This is a genomic window from Acinetobacter gandensis (assembly GCF_001678755.1).
Lineage (GTDB): Bacteria > Pseudomonadota > Gammaproteobacteria > Pseudomonadales > Moraxellaceae > Acinetobacter > Acinetobacter gandensis.
In genome coordinates this window covers 43,824-62,625 of sequence record NZ_LZDS01000002.1, presented here as the reverse complement: position 1 = coordinate 62,625, position 18,802 = coordinate 43,824, and the positions used below count along the sequence as shown (strand labels likewise).

General features: G+C 41.4%; 12 protein-coding genes, 2 tRNA genes, 3 rRNA genes and 1 pseudogene. 15 read left to right on the top strand and 3 right to left on the bottom strand.

Annotation, left to right across the window (positions count from 1 at the left end):
• Positions 1-97: 97 nt before the first annotated feature.
• Entirely contained in the window at positions 98-1,168 is a 1,071-nt protein-coding gene (locus tag A9J31_RS01755; RefSeq protein WP_067761949.1) for an alpha/beta hydrolase, read from the top strand.
• A gap of 99 nt (positions 1,169-1,267) precedes the next feature.
• Here the strand turns inward: A9J31_RS01755 and A9J31_RS01750 are convergent, their stop codons facing one another.
• A complete protein-coding gene (locus A9J31_RS01750; protein ID WP_067761947.1) occupies positions 1,268-1,939 on the bottom strand; it encodes an acetoacetate decarboxylase family protein in 672 nt (223 codons plus the stop codon).
• A 100-nt stretch (positions 1,940-2,039) separates the two neighbouring features.
• Between A9J31_RS01750 and A9J31_RS01745 the strand changes: the two genes are divergently transcribed.
• From A9J31_RS01745 to rrf, 6 genes are all read left to right on the top strand, one after another.
• Entirely contained in the window at positions 2,040-2,609 is a 570-nt protein-coding gene (locus A9J31_RS01745; protein WP_067761942.1) for a peptidylprolyl isomerase, read from the top strand.
• A 430-nt stretch (positions 2,610-3,039) separates the two neighbouring features.
• A 16S ribosomal RNA gene (locus tag A9J31_RS01740) occupies positions 3,040-4,577 on the top strand.
• 62 nt (positions 4,578-4,639) lie between these two features.
• A tRNA-Ile gene (locus A9J31_RS01735) sits at positions 4,640-4,716 on the top strand.
• 48 nt (positions 4,717-4,764) lie between these two features.
• A tRNA-Ala gene (locus A9J31_RS01730) sits at positions 4,765-4,840 on the top strand.
• 454 nt (positions 4,841-5,294) lie between these two features.
• Positions 5,295-8,187 (top strand): 23S ribosomal RNA (locus A9J31_RS01725).
• A gap of 213 nt (positions 8,188-8,400) precedes the next feature.
• A 5S ribosomal RNA gene (gene rrf, locus A9J31_RS01720) occupies positions 8,401-8,515 on the top strand.
• Together the 16S, 23S and 5S rRNA genes with 2 tRNA genes alongside form the textbook arrangement of a ribosomal RNA operon.
• A 108-nt stretch (positions 8,516-8,623) precedes the next feature.
• Here rrf and A9J31_RS15795 read toward each other — a convergent pair.
• Positions 8,624-8,716, bottom strand: a pseudogene (locus A9J31_RS15795) (hypothetical protein); the annotation flags it as partial.
• Positions 8,717-8,925: 209 nt separating this feature from the next.
• Here A9J31_RS15795 and A9J31_RS01715 point away from each other — a divergent pair.
• The 7 genes from A9J31_RS01715 (at position 8,926) to hisC (ending at position 15,879) form a co-directional block, all read left to right on the top strand.
• Positions 8,926-10,380: an RNA polymerase factor sigma-54 gene (locus tag A9J31_RS01715; protein WP_067761940.1), complete on the top strand. Its 1,455-nt coding sequence runs from the start codon at positions 8,926-8,928 to the stop codon at positions 10,378-10,380.
• A 164-nt stretch (positions 10,381-10,544) separates the two neighbouring features.
• A complete protein-coding gene (hpf, locus tag A9J31_RS01710) occupies positions 10,545-10,877 on the top strand; it encodes a ribosome hibernation-promoting factor, HPF/YfiA family (RefSeq protein WP_067762026.1) in 333 nt (110 codons plus the stop codon).
• Positions 10,878-11,011: 134 nt separating this feature from the next.
• The gene (ibaG, locus tag A9J31_RS01705; RefSeq protein ID WP_067761938.1) at positions 11,012-11,263 is read left to right on the top strand and encodes a BolA family iron metabolism protein IbaG; all 252 of its coding nucleotides are present in this window, start codon (positions 11,012-11,014) and stop codon (positions 11,261-11,263) included.
• A 6-nt stretch (positions 11,264-11,269) separates the two neighbouring features.
• A complete protein-coding gene (murA, locus tag A9J31_RS01700) occupies positions 11,270-12,526 on the top strand; it encodes a UDP-N-acetylglucosamine 1-carboxyvinyltransferase (RefSeq protein ID WP_067761936.1) in 1,257 nt (418 codons plus the stop codon).
• Positions 12,526-13,227, top strand: a complete 702-nt coding sequence (gene hisG, locus A9J31_RS01695) for an ATP phosphoribosyltransferase (RefSeq protein ID WP_067761934.1) — start codon at positions 12,526-12,528, stop codon at positions 13,225-13,227. Before murA ends, hisG begins: the two co-directional genes overlap by 1 nt.
• Before the next feature lie 184 nt (positions 13,228-13,411).
• Positions 13,412-14,713: a histidinol dehydrogenase gene (gene hisD, locus A9J31_RS01690; protein WP_067762024.1), complete on the top strand. Its 1,302-nt coding sequence runs from the start codon at positions 13,412-13,414 to the stop codon at positions 14,711-14,713.
• Positions 14,714-14,784: 71 nt separating this feature from the next.
• Entirely contained in the window at positions 14,785-15,879 is a 1,095-nt protein-coding gene (hisC, locus tag A9J31_RS01685; RefSeq protein WP_067761931.1) for a histidinol-phosphate transaminase, read from the top strand.
• 169 nt (positions 15,880-16,048) lie between these two features.
• Here the strand turns inward: hisC and A9J31_RS01680 are convergent, their stop codons facing one another.
• The gene (locus A9J31_RS01680; protein WP_067761929.1) at positions 16,049-17,389 is read right to left on the bottom strand and encodes an anthranilate synthase component I family protein; all 1,341 of its coding nucleotides are present in this window, start codon (positions 17,387-17,389) and stop codon (positions 16,049-16,051) included.
• A gap of 255 nt (positions 17,390-17,644) precedes the next feature.
• Between A9J31_RS01680 and filA the strand changes: the two genes are divergently transcribed.
• Positions 17,645-18,658 (top strand): putative pilus system protein FilA, encoded by a 1,014-nt coding sequence (gene filA, locus A9J31_RS01675; RefSeq protein WP_067761927.1) that lies wholly within the window; start codon positions 17,645-17,647, stop codon positions 18,656-18,658.
• Positions 18,659-18,802: the final 144 nt, after the last annotated feature.

The following is an 18,802-nucleotide window of genomic DNA, read 5'->3' as shown; positions in this document are numbered from 1 at the left end:
ACGCTATGTATATCGATGTTTGGACTTGTATGTGAATATGGTCACATTTGACCAAAACATGTAGAAAGTATGAAGAATGATAACGAAAGGATTTGGCATGTTTGCTTTGAATGAATCATTAAAAAACTTGAAAGATAAAGGGCAGGGGACTGCTGCACGTTTGTTGGATCGTTTACCGAATTTTGCCAAAGAGAGTCTTGCGAAAAAACTCGACTATCCTTATATCTTTCCGCAGCTTGATCCGCTGGTAAAATGCATGATGGCGGCGCAACTCAAACAAGGTAAGTCTGGCTTCATAACGATGGACTATGAGAAGTCACGTAAGCAGTTTGAATTGCAAATGGAGTCGATTAAAACAAAGCCTACAGCAGTGAAATTGGTTCAAGACTTACGTCTTCCCTTACAAAGCGGTACGGTATTCGCCCGACATTATCATCCAGCACCAAATAAAAAATTACCGATGATCGTGTTTTATCATGGTGGTGGTTTTGTGGTGGGCAGTTTGGACACACATGATGAAGTTTGCCGTTTATTAGCTGTACATGCCAAAGCACAAGTGCTAAGTATTGATTATCCGTTAACACCTGAAGCGAGCCCTGCACATCTTATTCAAATTTGTGAAGATGCATTAGCATGGGCATATCAAAATCGCACCCAATTTAAAATTCTTAAAAATCGAATTGCAGTTGCCGGTGACAGTGCAGGCGGAAATATTGCCACAGTGGTTGCGCAGCGTAGTGTGAAAAAAGCTTTTGCGCCACAAGCCCAGTTATTAATTTATCCAGTTGTGGATTTTAAGAGCCGCCATCCTTCGTTCTTTGCATATAAAGATGGTTTGGTATTAACGGAACAAGATATTGATACGGTTACAGCATTATATCAACAACAGCAAGATGTAGCTTTGGATGATCCTTTAATTTCCCCTACCTATGGCAAAGTTGCAGGTATTGCACCAGCCTATATTTTGACGGCTGGGCATGACGTATTGCATGACGAGGGTGAGATTTATTCACATAAATTACGTCAGCAAGGCATTAAAGTTTTTTATGAAGAATATACGGATCAAACGCATGGTTTTGTTAATTTAACCCCTGTGTCACATCGTGCTAAAAAATATGTCATTGAGTTTAGTTCTAAATTCCGCAAATTTTGGGATAAGCGTAGCTAAGAACTTCACAAATTAAATGATCAATATAAAAGAAGGTATGGTTTCACGTGAAACCATACCTTTTATACATTTAAATAAGCTATCCATTGAAAGGTTAAATTATTTGGTTTGAATGCTCGCTTCAGGAAAGACCAAATGAAATTGAGGAACATAAAAGCTTTGTAAATAGCGCGCTTGAGAAAAGTCTGGAAACAGAGCATGGGTATTCTCCCATTCAGCATTTATTAGTTTGGATAAATGTCCACGGAACTGTGGTGAAAATTGGTAACGCCGACCTTGCCACGCTTGTCGTATTTCTAGAAGAGAAGCAGGTAGATGATGACTATTAATATAGAAAGAACGTAGACGTCTAGTTTTAGTTAAGCGAATACGCATTTCATGTTGTTGGACTTTAATGCTACATACGATTTCTTGCGCATGTTGCTGCCATTCAAATTTTGCCAACTCTTTAGGAATACCCCATAAGGCTTGTCCATGATCAACAGAAATTTGAGTAGATACATAAATTTTAGGAATCGAGCTGAGTCGGCGCTTACTCATTAAAGGATGATCCAGAATGAGCAGTTCATCATAAGGACCAACCGGGGAGTGTTTGTAGCGGACTAATAAAACTTGTACCACTCGCCCGATGGGTGAGGGCGCCAAACGAAAATCTTGTGCTGCACGTATAAAGGAAGGAGAAACCCAATAATTCAAAATAAAAGCGTCCCCATCTAAATGCCAAGGCGGTAGATGCTCAAGTGATGTATTTGTCGAAATGATCTGCGTCATCGTTTTTTCTCGTTTTAATAATAGTATGAACTACTTTTTAATCATCAAAGACTAATATACAGTCAATCACAAGTTCGACTTAATTCAGAAGAGTTAACAAATGTTAAAGAACGCTTTTATGGCAATGATAGTAGCTACGATAAGTATGAGTAGCATGGCTGCAAATACATTGGTTGAAATGAAGACCAGTCAAGGCAATATTGAGATTGAGTTATTTAATGATAAAGCGCCAATTTCTGCCAAGAACTTTGAAGCCTATGTCAAAGATAACTTCTATAACGGCACTATTTTCCATCGCGTTATTCCTGGCTTTATGATTCAAGGTGGAGGTATGGATGCCAAGATGGTTGAAAAACCCAATAAGCCAAGCATTAAAAATGAATCGTATAACGGATTGGCAAATAGCCGAGGAACATTGGCAATGGCCCGCATGAATCACCCGGATTCAGCAAGTAGCCAATTTTTTATTAATGTAGCAAACAATGACTTCCTTAATAAAAGTGCAATGAATGCTGGCTATGCTGTTTTCGGTAAAGTGACAAAAGGCATGGATGTGGTCGATAAAATCGTAAAAGTACCGACTGCAAACTACGGAATGCATCAAAATGTACCGACTACACCTGTGGTTATCCAATCGGTGACCATTAAAACAGCAGAAGTAAAGAAATAAGCTCATAAGTTTAAAAAATAATTTCACATGATATTTTTTATAAATATCATGTGTTTATTTGCGTTTTGCATTTATTCTGAACCATATTGGTGCATAAAAATAAAACAGTCGTGATTCTTGTGAGTGAAAAGCACTTGCGTGTGTAAGAAATTGCCCTATAATGACCCCCATACCGACGAGATAGACGGAAACGAACGAAACGCGAAGCGTTGAGTTGTTAAGTTTATTGAAGTCCAGCATCTAATACTGACGAGGTATTAGAAAGATCATTAAGAGATTATGAAGAACAACTTGTGTGGATTTTTACTAGTTGATCAGTCGAAATTATTTTCATTGATTGATGGTAGAAATTACTCGAAGTTTATTTGAGAAATTAATGTCAGAAAATTGATGAGCCAAGATTGGTAGCCTTTAAGCTACTATTGATTTTAAACTGAAGAGTTTGATCATGGCTCAGATTGAACGCTGGCGGCAGGCTTAACACATGCAAGTCGAGCGGATGAAGGGAGCTTGCTCCTGGATTCAGCGGCGGACGGGTGAGTAATGCTTAGGAATCTGCCTATTAGTGGGGGACAACAGTTGGAAACGACTGCTAATACCGCATACGCCCTACGGGGGAAAGGAGGGGATCTTCGGACCTTTCGCTAATAGATGAGCCTAAGTCAGATTAGCTAGTTGGTGGGGTAAAGGCCTACCAAGGCGACGATCTGTAGCGGGTCTGAGAGGATGATCCGCCACACTGGGACTGAGACACGGCCCAGACTCCTACGGGAGGCAGCAGTGGGGAATATTGGACAATGGGGGCAACCCTGATCCAGCCATGCCGCGTGTGTGAAGAAGGCCTTTTGGTTGTAAAGCACTTTAAGCGAGGAGGAGGCTCTTCTAGTTAATACCTAGGATGAGTGGACGTTACTCGCAGAATAAGCACCGGCTAACTCTGTGCCAGCAGCCGCGGTAATACAGAGGGTGCGAGCGTTAATCGGATTTACTGGGCGTAAAGCGTACGTAGGCGGCTTTTTAAGTCGGATGTGAAATCCCTGAGCTTAACTTAGGAATTGCATTCGATACTGGGAAGCTAGAGTATGGGAGAGGATGGTAGAATTCCAGGTGTAGCGGTGAAATGCGTAGAGATCTGGAGGAATACCGATGGCGAAGGCAGCCATCTGGCCTAATACTGACGCTGAGGTACGAAAGCATGGGGAGCAAACAGGATTAGATACCCTGGTAGTCCATGCCGTAAACGATGTCTACTAGCCGTTGGGGCCTTTGAGGCTTTAGTGGCGCAGCTAACGCGATAAGTAGACCGCCTGGGGAGTACGGTCGCAAGACTAAAACTCAAATGAATTGACGGGGGCCCGCACAAGCGGTGGAGCATGTGGTTTAATTCGATGCAACGCGAAGAACCTTACCTGGTCTTGACATAGTAAGAACTTTCCAGAGATGGATTGGTGCCTTCGGGAACTTACATACAGGTGCTGCATGGCTGTCGTCAGCTCGTGTCGTGAGATGTTGGGTTAAGTCCCGCAACGAGCGCAACCCTTTTCCTTATTTGCCAGCGGGTTAAGCCGGGAACTTTAAGGATACTGCCAGTGACAAACTGGAGGAAGGCGGGGACGACGTCAAGTCATCATGGCCCTTACGACCAGGGCTACACACGTGCTACAATGGTCGGTACAAAGGGTTGCTACTCCGCGAGGAGATGCTAATCTCAAAAAGCCGATCGTAGTCCGGATCGCAGTCTGCAACTCGACTGCGTGAAGTCGGAATCGCTAGTAATCGCGGATCAGAATGCCGCGGTGAATACGTTCCCGGGCCTTGTACACACCGCCCGTCACACCATGGGAGTTTGTTGCACCAGAAGTAGGTAGTCTAACCGTAAGGAGGACGCTTACCACGGTGTGGCCGACGACTGGGGTGAAGTCGTAACAAGGTAGCCGTAGGGGAACCTGCGGCTGGATCACCTCCTTAACGAAAGACTTGACGACTGGTAAGAATCCACAACAAGTTGTTCTTCATGACGATGTATCTGAGGGTCTGTAGCTCAGTTGGTTAGAGCACACGCTTGATAAGCGTGGGGTCACAAGTTCAAGTCTTGTCAGACCCACCACTACTGACGAAGTACGGAAAATCAGAAACATTGACTTATTGATAAGCTGGGGACTTAGCTTAGTTGGTAGAGCGCCTGCTTTGCACGCAGGAGGTCAGGAGTTCGACTCTCCTAGTCTCCACCAAATTTCAAGACAAGAAAACTTAAAGCACTGCTTTAAGGATTTTCCTTGAAATTTAAGCAAGAAGCTACGCTTCGCGCAGTATATGATCATACGGTTGCGATGTTGTTTAGTTCCTAAGCGATCAAGTGCTTAGATCCTAGAGATTAACAAGTAGAAGCGTTAAGATACGCACCACTTGATAATCTCTGTGATTTATCACAGTAATGCAGTCCGACGAAGGCTAGAAAAATCATTAACAGAATATATTTGAGTTGAAATAAATTGTTCATACTCATTCAATCGAAAGAAAGAATGAGTTACTAGCGATTAACTGAATCAAGCGTTTTGGTATATGAATCTAATTGAAGCTGTACAGTGCTTAAGTGCACAGACGCCAACTGTATGATTGACTAACTTGTTAGTTGATCTGTTGCTAATCCTACTTGTAGGGATTAACGACTGTTTGGGGTTGTATAGTCAAGTAATTAAGTGCATGTGGTGGATGCCTTGGCAGTCAGAGGCGATGAAAGACGTAATAGCCTGCGATAAGCTCCGGGGAGGCGGCAAATATCCTGTGATCCGGAGATTTCTGAATGGGGAAACCCACCCGCTATAAGGCGGGTATCATAAACTGAATACATAGGTTTATGAGGCAAACGAGGGGAAGTGAAACATCTCAGTACCCTTAGGAAAAGAAATCAATTGAGATTCCCTCAGTAGCGGCGAGCGAACGGGGAAAAGCCCATTAAGTCATATAAGCTTTAGTGGAATGCTCTGGGAAGTGCAACCATAGTAGGTGATAGTCCTGTACACGAAAGGGCTTATATGATGATGTCGAGTAGGGCGAGGCACGTGAAACCTTGTCTGAATATGGGGGGACCATCCTCCAAGGCTAAATACTCCTGACTGACCGATAGTGAACCAGTACCGTGAGGGAAAGGCGAAAAGAACCCCTGTGAGGGGAGTGAAATAGATCCTGAAACCGCATGCATACAAGCAGTGGGAGCCGACTTGTTCGGTGACTGCGTACCTTTTGTATAATGGGTCAGCGACTTACATTCAGTAGCAAGGTTAACCGCATAGGGGAGCCGTAGAGAAATCGAGTCTTAATAGGGCGTTTAGTTGCTGGGTGTAGACCCGAAACCGGGTGATCTATCCATGAGCAGGTTGAAGGTTGGGTAACACTAACTGGAGGACCGAACCCACTGTCGTTGAAAAGCCAGGGGATGACTTGTGGATAGGGGTGAAAGGCTAATCAAACTCGGTGATAGCTGGTTCTCCCCGAAAGCTATTTAGGTAGCGCCTCGGACGAATACCATTGGGGGTAGAGCACTGTTTCGGCTAGGGGGTCATCCCGACTTACCAAACCGATGCAAACTCCGAATACCAATGAGTACTATCCGGGAGACAGACTGCGGGTGCTAACGTCCGTAGTCAAGAGGAAAACAATCCAGACCGCCAGCTAAGGCCCCAAAATTATAGTTAAGTGGGAAACGATGTGGGAAGGCATAGACAGCTAGGAGGTTGGCTTAGAAGCAGCCACCCTTTAAAGAAAGCGTAATAGCTCACTAGTCGAGTCGGCCTGCGCGGAAGATGTAACGGGGCTAAAACTATATGCCGAAGCTGCGGATGTACACTTATGTGTACGTGGTAGGGGAGCGTTCTGTAAGCCGATGAAGGTGGATTGAGAAGTCTGCTGGAGGTATCAGAAGTGCGAATGCTGACGTGAGTAACGACAAAACGAGTGAAAAACTCGTTCGCTGAAAGACCAAGGGTTCCAGTCCAACGTTAATCGGGGCTGGGTGAGTCGACCCCTAAGGCGAGGCCGAGAGGCGTAGTCGATGGGAAATTGGTTAATATTCCAATACTTCTGTGTAATGCGATGAGAGGACGGAGTAAGTTAAGTCAGCCTGGCGTTGGTTGTCCAGGTGAAAGGATGTAGGCATGTATCTTAGGCAAATCCGGGGTACTCTATGCTGAGATCTGATAGCAAGCTGTACTTGTACAGTGAAGTGGCTGATACTATGCTTCCAGGAAAAGTCTCTAAGCTTCAGTTACACAGGAATCGTACCCGAAACCGACACAGGTGGTCAGGTCGAGTAGACCAAAGCGCTTGAGAGAACTCTGCTGAAGGAACTAGGCAAAATGGTACCGTAACTTCGGGAGAAGGTACGCTGTTGACGGTGATGGAACTTGCTTCCTGAGCGGTTGACAGCCACAGAAACCAGGCCCCTGCAACTGTTTATTAAAAACATAGCACTCTGCAAACACGAAAGTGGACGTATAGGGTGTGATGCCTGCCCGGTGCTGGAAGGTTAATTGATGGGGTTAGCGTAAGCGAAGCTCTTGATCGAAGCCCCAGTAAACGGCGGCCGTAACTATAACGGTCCTAAGGTAGCGAAATTCCTTGTCGGGTAAGTTCCGACCTGCACGAATGGCATAATGATGGGGGCGCTGTCTCCAGCAGAGACTCAGTGAAATCGAATTCGCCGTGAAGATGCGGTGTACCCGCGGCTAGACGGAAAGACCCCGTGAACCTTTACTGCAGCTTGACATTGAACTTTGATCTTACTTGTGTAGGATAGGTGGGAGGCTTTGAAACCGAGACGCTAGTTTCGGTGGAGCCAATCTTGAAATACCACCCTGGTAATATTGAGGTTCTAACTCTGCTCCATAATCTGGAGCGAGGACCATGTCTGGTGGGTAGTTTGACTGGGGCGGTCTCCTCCTAAAGAGTAACGGAGGAGTACGAAGGTGCGCTCAGCGTGGTCGGAAATCACGCGTAGAGTATAAAGGCAAAAGCGCGCTTAACTGCGAGACCCACAAGTCGAGCAGGTACGAAAGTAGGTCTTAGTGATCCGGTGGTTCTGTATGGAAGGGCCATCGCTCAACGGATAAAAGGTACTCTGGGGATAACAGGCTGATACCGCCCAAGAGTTCATATCGACGGCGGTGTTTGGCACCTCGATGTCGGCTCATCTCATCCTGGGGCTGAAGCAGGTCCCAAGGGTATGGCTGTTCGCCATTTAAAGAGGTACGCGAGCTGGGTTTAGAACGTCGTGAGACAGTTCGGTCCCTATCTACCGTGGGCGCTGGAAATTTGAGAGGATCTGCTCCTAGTACGAGAGGACCAGAGTGGACGAACCTCTGGTGTACCGGTTGTGACGCCAGTCGCATCGCCGGGTAGCTATGTTCGGAAGGGATAACCGCTGAAAGCATCTAAGCGGGAAGCCTACCTCAAGATAAGATTTCCCTAGGAATTTATTCCTCTAAAGAGCCGTTGAAGACTACGACGTTGATAGGTTGGATGTGGAAGTGCGGTGACGCATGAAGCTGACCAATACTAATTGCTCGTGAGGCTTGACTATACAACACCCAAACAGTTGTTGTACGAACTGCGTAAGCAGTGAGCTGAAATTGATTCATTAAAGACCAAACGGTCTTGAAATACTTGATTCAGAATACGCTAGAACATAAAATGCAACTCAAATAATCTGTTAATGTACTCTATTTGGTTGAAAGCTAAGGCACGAAGAGCACTGCTCTGAGAGAAGACCTCAGTAAGTATCCATAACAGTTGTGCTGGCGACAATAGCAAGAGTGAACCACCTGATCCCTTCCCGAACTCAGAAGTGAAACCTCTTAGCGCTGATGGTAGTGTGGGGTTACCCATGTGAGAGTAAGTCATCGCCAGCTCATTATTCAAAATCCCCCTAACTCTTATGAGATAGGGGGATTTTTTTATGCCTTAAAAATGATAAAAAAATCAAAAAATGAAAACCAAAGCCTTATTTCACCTAGGAATCAGGAACTCAGCTGCCTTCTTGCATGTTTCAAAGCCGTTCTTAAACCTTCTTCGAGTGTAGGGTGATAAAAAGGTTTTTCTAAAATTTGGTGGATTGTTATATCTTCATCAAGGAGTTAAACTGATGATAAATTTAAGTATTTATAAATGAAGGTGAAATTTTAAATTTATAATTATGTATATAAATAAAAAGAATAGAAAAAATACAAAAAAATGAGTTTTGAATAGTTATTTATGTTATAAAAAATAAAACGGCATAAAAATTGCTTATAAAGTGCGGTTCATAAGAGGGATGTAATTAATGAAACTTGCTATGGGGTTAAGAGTTGCCAATTCCCTGTCATTAACACCACAGTTGCAACAAGCTATTCGTTTATTACAATTATCAAGTCTGGAGCTGGAGCAAGAAATTCAGATCCAATTAGATAGCAACCCTTTATTGGAAAAAATTGAAGAGCAAAATTCAGTTGAAAGCTTAAATAATTTACAAGAACAAGAAAGAGAGAGTAAAGATTTAACAAATGAACTCAATGCTGACCATTTGCCAGATGAATTACCTGTAGATACAGAATGGGATGATGTTTATACACATCAGCCAACAAGTTTAGGTGCTGCAGAATTTGAAGAGCGGGAAGATAATCGTCAAGGGCATCAAAGTTTACAAGCACATTTAATTGAACAGGTAAATTTACTTCACTTTTCACTTGTCGATAAATTAATCGCACATTGCATTATTGATTCATTAGATGCAAAAGGCTTTCTAGATTGCGAAATTCAAGAGATTACACAATCCGTTCAACATCTTTTAGAATCTATGGACTATGAAGAAGAAGTCGAAGACGATGAAGTGTTGGTTGTACTTAAACATATTCAGCGCTTAGATCCCGTGGGTGTAGGGGCAAGAAACTTAGCGGAATGTTTGATGGTACAAGTACAAACATTGCCTGAAAATATACCGTGTCGAAAGGATGCTTTGGTACTCTTACAGAATTATGAGCTTTTGATTAGTAATGAATTGCCGAAATTAATTAAACAAACAGGTTTAAATACAGAACAATTAAAATTAGCAATTTCTTTATTAAAAACATTGAAAGCGCATCCTGGTCAAGAATTTGAAGATAAAGAGTCTGATTATCAAATTCCAGATGTTGTTGTGTTAAAGAAAAATGAACACTGGTTAGTGCAACTCAACCCAGATGTAATGCCAAAACTTCGTGTAAATTCTTTCTACGCAAATATGATTAAGCGCGCAGATCAGAGTGATGATAATCAGTATTTACGTAATCAAATGCTAGAAGCTAAGAATTTCATTAAAAGCATTGATGAACGACACAAAACCTTACTGAAAGTTGCAACGTGTATTGTTGAGCATCAACGTGCTTTTTTTGAACAAGGCCCTGAGGCTATGCGTCCGTTAGTCTTACGTGATATTGCAGAGGAAGTTGAATTGCACGAATCTACAGTGTCTCGCGTCACTACAAATAAGTATATGCTGACACCACGTGGTTTATTTGAATTGAAATATTTCTTTTCTAGCCATGTTGGTACATCTACAGGCGGTGAAGCGTCATCGACTGCTATTCGTGCAAAAATTAAAAAAATGATTGCAGAAGAAAATACTCGTAAACCTTTGTCAGATAATGCAATTGCTGTGATGTTAAATGCAGAAGGGATTGATGTGGCACGACGTACTGTGGCCAAGTATCGTGAATCGTTACATATTCCATCGTCATCTGAGCGAAAAGTATTGATCTAATTTTTAAAATCAGACTATTCTAGAGGTTCATTATGACGAAATAATGAACATCTTTTATTTTAGGAATGGTTGAAATGTTCTGATGCTTTAAAATTTGGATGTTGCAATAGCGCAGGATGTTTTGCCCTGAACTTTCAAACCTTAACGAGACGAGGAATAGTGCTATGCAAATAACAATTCGTGGTCATCATTTAACAATTACGCCAGCAATAGAAGAAAACATAAGAATAAAGTTTGCTGAAATGACAAAGCATTTGGATCAAGTAAATAGTATGCAGGTGAAATTATCCAAAGATCATCAAATCGATAAACGTTCAAAAAAAGGTAGTGATAATCACATTGCAGAAGCTATTATACGTTTACCTGGGACAGAGTTTTTTGCCCAGGCCTGTGCGGATGATATGTATACCTCTATTAAGAAGCTCTCTGAAAAATTGAAAAAGCAGCTCGATAAGCATCGAAAAATGCAGTTGATCTATGTGCCTCTAACGGCATAATACATAAAAATGTAAAAAGAGGTTTTTTATAACCTCTTTTTTTATATATATAATGTATGTGACTAATGAATTATTTTTTAGATTTATAGTAAAATGACGGGTTTTACACCGTTAGTCCTATATGGGGTCTTGTGATGAATAGTGAACAGCTCACTGATATTTTAAAAGCTGCGTTTCCAGAAGCTGAAGTTGCAGTAAGTGGGCAGGGCGGCAAATTTGATCTACGTATTGTCGATGATCAATTTGAAGGTAAGCGTCCAGTTGCTCGTCAACAATCTGTTTATGCACCTTTGAACTCCTACATTGCCAGCGGTGAAGTACACGCAGTAACTATACGCGCAATGACCAAAGAAGAATGGCGCAAAGCAAGCTTATTCGGAGCTTAATAATTAATGGATAAATTTCTGATTCAAGGCGGCACAAAGCTCGAAGGTGAAGTGCGCATATCTGGTGCGAAAAATGCTGCGTTGCCACTACTTGCTGCAACAATTCTCGCGGATACGCCTATTACCTTGACGAATGTTCCAAATCTAAAAGATGTCAATACATTGGTCAAACTGATCGCTGGTCTTGGTGTTCAAATTAGTTATGAAGGTGATACTGTTAAAGCAGATATTTCTACGCTTGATAACCAATTTGCACCTTACGAATTAGTTAAAACCATGCGCGCATCTATTTTGGTGCTAGGCCCATTGTTGGCGCGCTATGGTAGTGCAAAAGTTTCACTTCCAGGTGGTTGTGCGATTGGCTCTCGTCCTGTTGATCAACATCTTAAAGCACTAGAAGCTCTAGGTGCTGAGATTGAAGTTGAAGCAGGTTATGTGCATGCAAAAGTGGACGGTCGTTTAAAAGGCGGCGAAGTTGTATTTGATATGGTCACTGTCGGTGGTACAGAGAATATTCTAACTGCCGCTGTGCTTGCTGATGGTGTTACTACGATTCGTAACGCAGCACGTGAACCTGAAATAACTGATCTTGCCAATATGCTGATCAAAATGGGTGCGAAAATTGAAGGTCTAGATACAGATACTTTAATTGTCACTGGTGTTGAAAGTCTTCATGGTTGTGAATATGCTGTTGTTGCAGATCGTATTGAAACAGGTTCATATCTTGCAGCTGCCGCAATCACGGGTGGTAAAATCAAAACAACACATACTGATCCAAACCTACTCGAATCTGTTTTAGATAAATTTGAAGAAATGGGCGCAGAAGTCACTCGCGGTGAGGATTGGATTGAACTCGACATGATGGGTAAACGTCCTAAAGCTGTCAGTTTCCAGACATTGCCGCACCCAGAATTTCCAACAGATATGCAAGCACAATTAATGGCAGTAAATGCGATTGGTCGTGGCTTTGCGACAATTTCAGAAACGATTTTTGAAAATCGTTTTATGCATGTACCTGAATTAGCACGTATGGGTGCCAATATTCAGGTTGAAGGTAATGATGCTGTTGTAACAGGCGTGGAAAAACTTTCTGCTGCACCTGTAATGGCGACGGATTTACGTGCTTCTTTCTCATTGGTCCTTGCAGCACTTGCAGCCGATGGTGAAACATTGATTGACCGTATTTATCATATTGATCGCGGTTATGAAGATGTAGAAGCGAAGTTACAAAATTTAGGCGCCCAAATTAAGCGAGTAAGTTAATGAGCGATATGAGAAACGATGATCCAAACTTTGACGTTATGGGCAATTTTGATCATGGTTTAACTTTAGCATTAAGTAAGGGACGTATCTTAAAAGAAACACTGCCTTTGCTGGAAACAGCAGGCATCAACTTACTTGAAGATCCGGATAAATCTCGTAAGTTAATTTTCCCGACAACTCATAAACAAGTGCGTATTTTAATTTTACGTGCTTCTGATGTACCGACTTATGTTGAAAATGGTGCAGCAGATATTGGTGTTGCGGGTAAAGATGTTCTGATGGAGCATGGCGCTCAAAACGTTTATGAACCATTAGATTTGAAAATTGCCAATTGTAAGTTAATGACAGCAGGCAAAGTGGGTATGGTTCGTCCAAATGGTCGCTTAAAAATTGCCACCAAGTACGTAAATTTAACTCGTCAATACTATGCAAGCTTAGGTGAGCAAGTTGATGTTATTAAGCTTTACGGTTCAATGGAGCTTGCCCCTTTGGTTGGTTTGGGTGATTACATTGTCGACGTAGTCGATACAGGTAACACCTTACGTGCCAATGGTCTTGAGCCGTTGGAAGAAATTTGCAAAGTGTCTTCACGTTTAATCGTGAACAAAGCAAGTTTCAAGCGTAAACAGCAATTGCTGAATCCAATTCTTGCACAGCTTGAAAAGGCTGTAGAAGAACGCGAAGCTGCGAAAAAAGCATAATTTGCTTTATCTTTAGAAGACCGTCCATAAGGGCGGTTTTTTTATTTTTAAGAATTTGAATGTGTTAATTAATTTATCAATTTAACCAAATGCTATTTCCAATAAAATTCATGTTGATACTCGGCACTAGCTACCGACAAAAGTGGATAAAACAGGTAAACTAAAGCTTCCCTTTATTTTCATTGTGGATAAATTGATGCGACGTTTATCGACTCAAGATCAAAATTTCAAACAAATCTTTGCTGATTTGTTGGCTTTTGAGACAGTGAGTGACCCAGAACTTTTAAAAACCGTAGATCAAATCATTGCAGACGTACGTCAGCATGGTGATGCTCATGTTCTAAAACTCACACAACAGTTCGATCGACATCCAGCGCATCAATTCTCTGAACTTGAACTGACACAAGAACAACTCAAAGCCGCTTTTGAAGGTTTAAGCACAGAAGTGCGTGAAGCATTAGAACTTGCAGCAAATCGTGTACGTGAGTTCCATCAAGCACAAAAGCAAGATGGTTGGACGTATGTGGATGCTTTGGGTAATACCTTAGGTCAAAAAGTTACACCGCTTGACCGCGTGGGTATTTATGTACCTGGCGGCTTAGCATCGTATCCTTCATCAGTATTGATGAATGCTGTTCCTGCGCATGTTGCGGGTGTTGCTGAAATTATTATGGTTGTACCTGCACCAAATGGCGACTTAAACCCATTGGTGTTAGCGGCTGCTTATTTAGCAGGTGTACATCGCGTATTTACTATTGGTGGTGCACAAGCGGTTGCAGCACTTGCTTATGGTACTGAAACGATTCCGCGTGTTGATAAGATTACTGGACCAGGTAACCGTTTTGTTGCTGCGGCAAAACGTGCGGTATTTGGTCAGGTTGGTATTGATATGATTGCCGGTCCTTCGGAAATTTTGGTTTATGCTGAAGGCGAAAACAATGCTGAATGGTTAGCAATGGACTTATTGTCACAAGCTGAGCATGATACTGTTGCACAAGCTGTTTTCATTACACCAGATGAAGACTTGTTAAATGCGGTGGGTGAATGGATTGAAAAACACTTAGAAGCATTACCTAAAGCTGAGATTGCTCGTACTTCAATTGAAAACCGTGGTGCATTGGTTTTGGTGAAAGACCGTGCTGAGGGTGCAGAGTTGATTAACCAAGTTGCACCTGAACACTTAATGTTGTGTTTAGATGAAGCAGAAGCAATGGCGGAAGATATTCGTCATGCGGGTGCAATTTTCATGGGACGTTACACGCCTGAAGCCATCGGTGATTACTGTGCAGGTCCAAACCATGTGTTGCCAACATCCGGTACAGCACGTTTTTCATCTCCATTGGGTGTATATGATTTCCAAAAGCGTTCAAGCTTAATTATGTGCTCGGAAAATGGTGTGAAAACACTAGCAAAAACGGCTGATATTTTGGCACAACAAGAAAACTTAGATGCGCATGCACGTTCTGCACGTTACCGTTATCAGTAAGTTTCTTTAAAAGATTACAAGGGGGCTGATTGATCAGCCCTTTTTTGAGACCAAATTCGAGATTGAAAAAAATGTCTATTACAAATGAACAAATGCGTTTTTGGAGCCCTGAAGTACGTGAGTTGGAACCGTACACACCGGGTGAGCAACCAAAAATCCAAAATATTTTAAAACTCAATACCAATGAAAATCCGTATCCACCGTCACCAAAAGTGGTGGAAGCGGTACAAAAGGTGTTAGCAAACTCAGCGGATGTACTACGTCTTTATCCAGATCCTGATGCGACTGAACTGAAACAAGCGATTGCTAAACAGCAAAATGTGCCTGTTGAACACGTATTTGTGGGTAATGGTTCTGATGAAGTTTTAGCACACATCTTCAAAGCATTTTTTGTACAAGAACTGCCAGTGCTTTACCCAGATATTACCTATAGTTTCTATCCTGTTTATAGTCAGTTCTTTGGTATTGCGGCCAACACTAAAATTTTACCGCTCAACGACAACTTTGAAATTGTGGTGGATGATTATAAGCAGCCAAATGGCGGCATTATTATTACCAACCCAAATGCACCAACCAGTATTGCACTTGGTTTGTCTGCTATTGAAGAAGTACTACAAGCCAATCCGAACTCAGTTGTGGTCATTGATGAAGCCTATGTTGACTTTGGTGCTGAATCTGCGGTGGCATTGGTCGAAAAATATGAAAACTTGGTGGTATGTCAAACCACTTCTAAATCACGTTCATTAGCAGGGTTGCGTGTTGGTTTTGCTATTGCTCAGACACATTTAATTGCTGCGCTTGAAGCAGTGAAAAACAGCTTTAACTCATATCCAATGGATCGTTTTGCAATTGCAGCAGCAGTAGCGTCATTTGAAGATCAAGCATACTTTGAAGCACAAAATGCTAAAGTCATTGCAAGTCGTGACAAATTGGTTGCCCAGCTTTCTGAGCTTGGTTTTAAGGTTTTACCTTCTGCTGCAAACTTCATTTTCGCAACGCTACCAACGAAAGATGCAGGTGAACTTGCGGCTGAATTACGTGAGCGTGGCATTATTGTACGTTACTTTAACAAGCCACGTATTAATCAGTATCTTCGTATTACCATTGGTACAGATGAGCAAAACCAGCGTTTAGTGGATACGTTGAAAAACGATATTTTGGCATAATTAATCCCTCCTAACCTCCCTTTATAAAAGGGAGGAATTCCCATCTTTATGAAAGAGGGGCTTCCCATAGGTTAAAAATCGGAAGTTCCCTCCTTTGGAAAAGGTGAGAAGCACTGCTTCGCAAGGGGGAGATTGATAAAAAAGCGACTCAATCGAGTCGCTTTTTTATTTACTCAGGCGTATACCAAGTGTTGAGTAAATCTAACATCGCTTCGACTTTATCAAAGCACTCTTGATATTCAGCATCACAGTCCGAAGCAATCGTAATCCCACCACCAGCCCACAACGAAACATCTTCTTGATATTTTTGAATAGAACGGATCAAAATATTCCAACAACCTGTACCGTCATGATTAAAGTAACCTAATGATCCACAATATGCTCCGCGTGGAGCAGCTTCAAGTTCTTCAATAATTTGCATGGCACGAATTTTAGGTGCACCAGTAATTGATCCGCCAGGTAAAGCCGACATTAAAACATTTAATGGGTTAACATCCGGTTTTAATATCGCTGTAATTTCACTCACCATATGGTGGACTTGATTGAAACTTTCTATATCAAATAATTTTGGTGTTTTCACTGAGCCGGTTTCAGCATATACGCTTAAATCATTTCGCAACAAATCTACGATCATGACATTTTCAGCCATGTCTTTTTCTGAGCGTTTAAGTCTCTGTTTTGAGGCTTCATCTTTCTGAGCATTAGCATGACGTGGCATTGTGCCTTTAATAGGCTTAGTAATGATTTTGCGCTCAGCCTGAAAATCAATAAATAATTCTGGTGAACAACTCAATAACTCAAAATCACCCACGCGTAAGTAGCCAGAATATGGGGCTTGGGTTAAGTTCCAGAAATCATCAGCTGTATCTACTAAAGAGCCATAGGCTTTAGCCGTAAATTCCTGTGTTAAGTTAATTTGATAGCAATCGCCAGCTTTAATATATTCTTGCACGGAGTTGAATGCATAATCGTACTCTGATTTTGTCCATCGAGCTTGGCAGGGAGCGGTTAAAGCAAAAACTGATGTGCTTTGATTTGACTCAATTAAATTTAAAATATAGTTGAAAATATCATCAGCTATATCTTCATGACTATAAAAATACCAGCCAGTTGATTCTAGTTTTAAATAGCTTTTAAATTCACCTAAAAATAAACTCGGTTGTGCCTTTATACTTATCTTTGTATGTTGATTGGCAGCATAGTCATAGCTGACAAAACCGATAAGACCCCCTGTAAAACTAGGCGTGTTTTTATTTTTAGCGCTATTAAACTCAAAATTTAAAATTTTGTGCTCAACAGAAGCGATATATTCAGATATGCCAACACGTTTAAAAGATTGAATTTCACTGTTAATTATTTGTACATAAGATGTAGGCATGAGTCCGATAATCGGGCATTGCTGATTCTGCAGATATACTACATGAGGGAGAGTTGCAAAAAATTTTAATATTTTATTAACACTAATATCATGTTTAAAAATAAATTTTTTGTAAGTTGAGGATAGAGACATCTACAGCTATACATCAATAAAAGACCAAAGAATAGTTTATAACATTCCTCATTTGTTTTACTTGAAAATACCGTTTGTCGGTAAGAAATAGATTGCGACCAACAACAGTTGATCAATTGCTTCATTGGATATAATTTAATCGTGCGAGCAAGCTACTCAAGGAAATGGTGTAAACGTTGCCACAAAATAAATATGCAGCGTAAAACATCGAGTGGTTGACAATCAAAAAAATAAATACTCTTGGGAGAGTAAAGTATGAAAAAGTTCACTAAATTAGCTTTAGTTTCTTCAATCGCATTTAGCGCTAATGCTATGGCTATGCAAGCAATGGATGATGCAGCGCTTAGCTCAACCACTGGTCAAGACGGTTTAAGTATTGGTCTTGGAATTTCTAAAGTTACTGTTGATAAATTATTTGTACATGATAATGATGGTTTGAGTAATACAGCATTAGGTGGTACTTCGACAGCTGGTGCGATTGTTATTCAAGGTACTACTGATGCGGCGAATGCAAAAGAAATCACATTAACTGATGGTTCAAAAATTTCTTCTGCTGACTTTGGTGTTTTCGTCGGTGCGAACTATAAAGATGGTGGAGCATATTTACTTGATACACATAATTTAGCTGACTTGGTAATTGATACAGATGCTGGTACTGCTGCTAAAGGTGGTGCATTTATTAACGTTGCTGCTCAAGTATCAGGCCTTGAAATTCATATTGGTGAAATTGGTGTAACTGCATCAGGTACTCAAGGTACAGCTACAGCGAATTCAGCGATTCGTCGTGGCGGTGATAGTTCAAATTACAATGCAATTTTATCAGGACTTGGTATTAAAACAGGCATCATGTCTGCTAACGTTCAACTCGGTGCAGCACCACAAGGCGCGATGATTAAACTAAACTCTGTAATGCAGGGTGGATTGGAAATCACCGATCTTGGCATCTTGGATAGTTCAACTAAAGGTGTGACTGGTGTGGCGGGTGAAATTCTAATCGATAGTATCAAGGTAGCGAATACGGATTCTAAAGATTTGGATCTAAAATCAGCTATTTCTGTATATGGCGCTTCAGCTACCACAGGTAATGGTTTCCTACGAATTGTAAATGATGATGCTAAGGGTATTGATACTTATGTTAAAGGTGTTCATTTAGGTAGTGCTGCAGCAGCATCAATTGGCGATATCGAAGTTCAGGGTTTACGTACCTATTACAGTCCTGCTCAAGGTCAATTTGTACCTGGTTCTGTAATTACAGTATCTGGACACTAATCCTTCAAAAAAAAACGCGTGTATAACACGCGTTTTTTTTTTAACAAAAAAATATAAAAATGTGAAAAAAATACTGTTTTTTTATAAAAAAAAAGGTATCTTGCATATTACATGGAAGTAGAGCTTATGCTCTAAAAATAATGA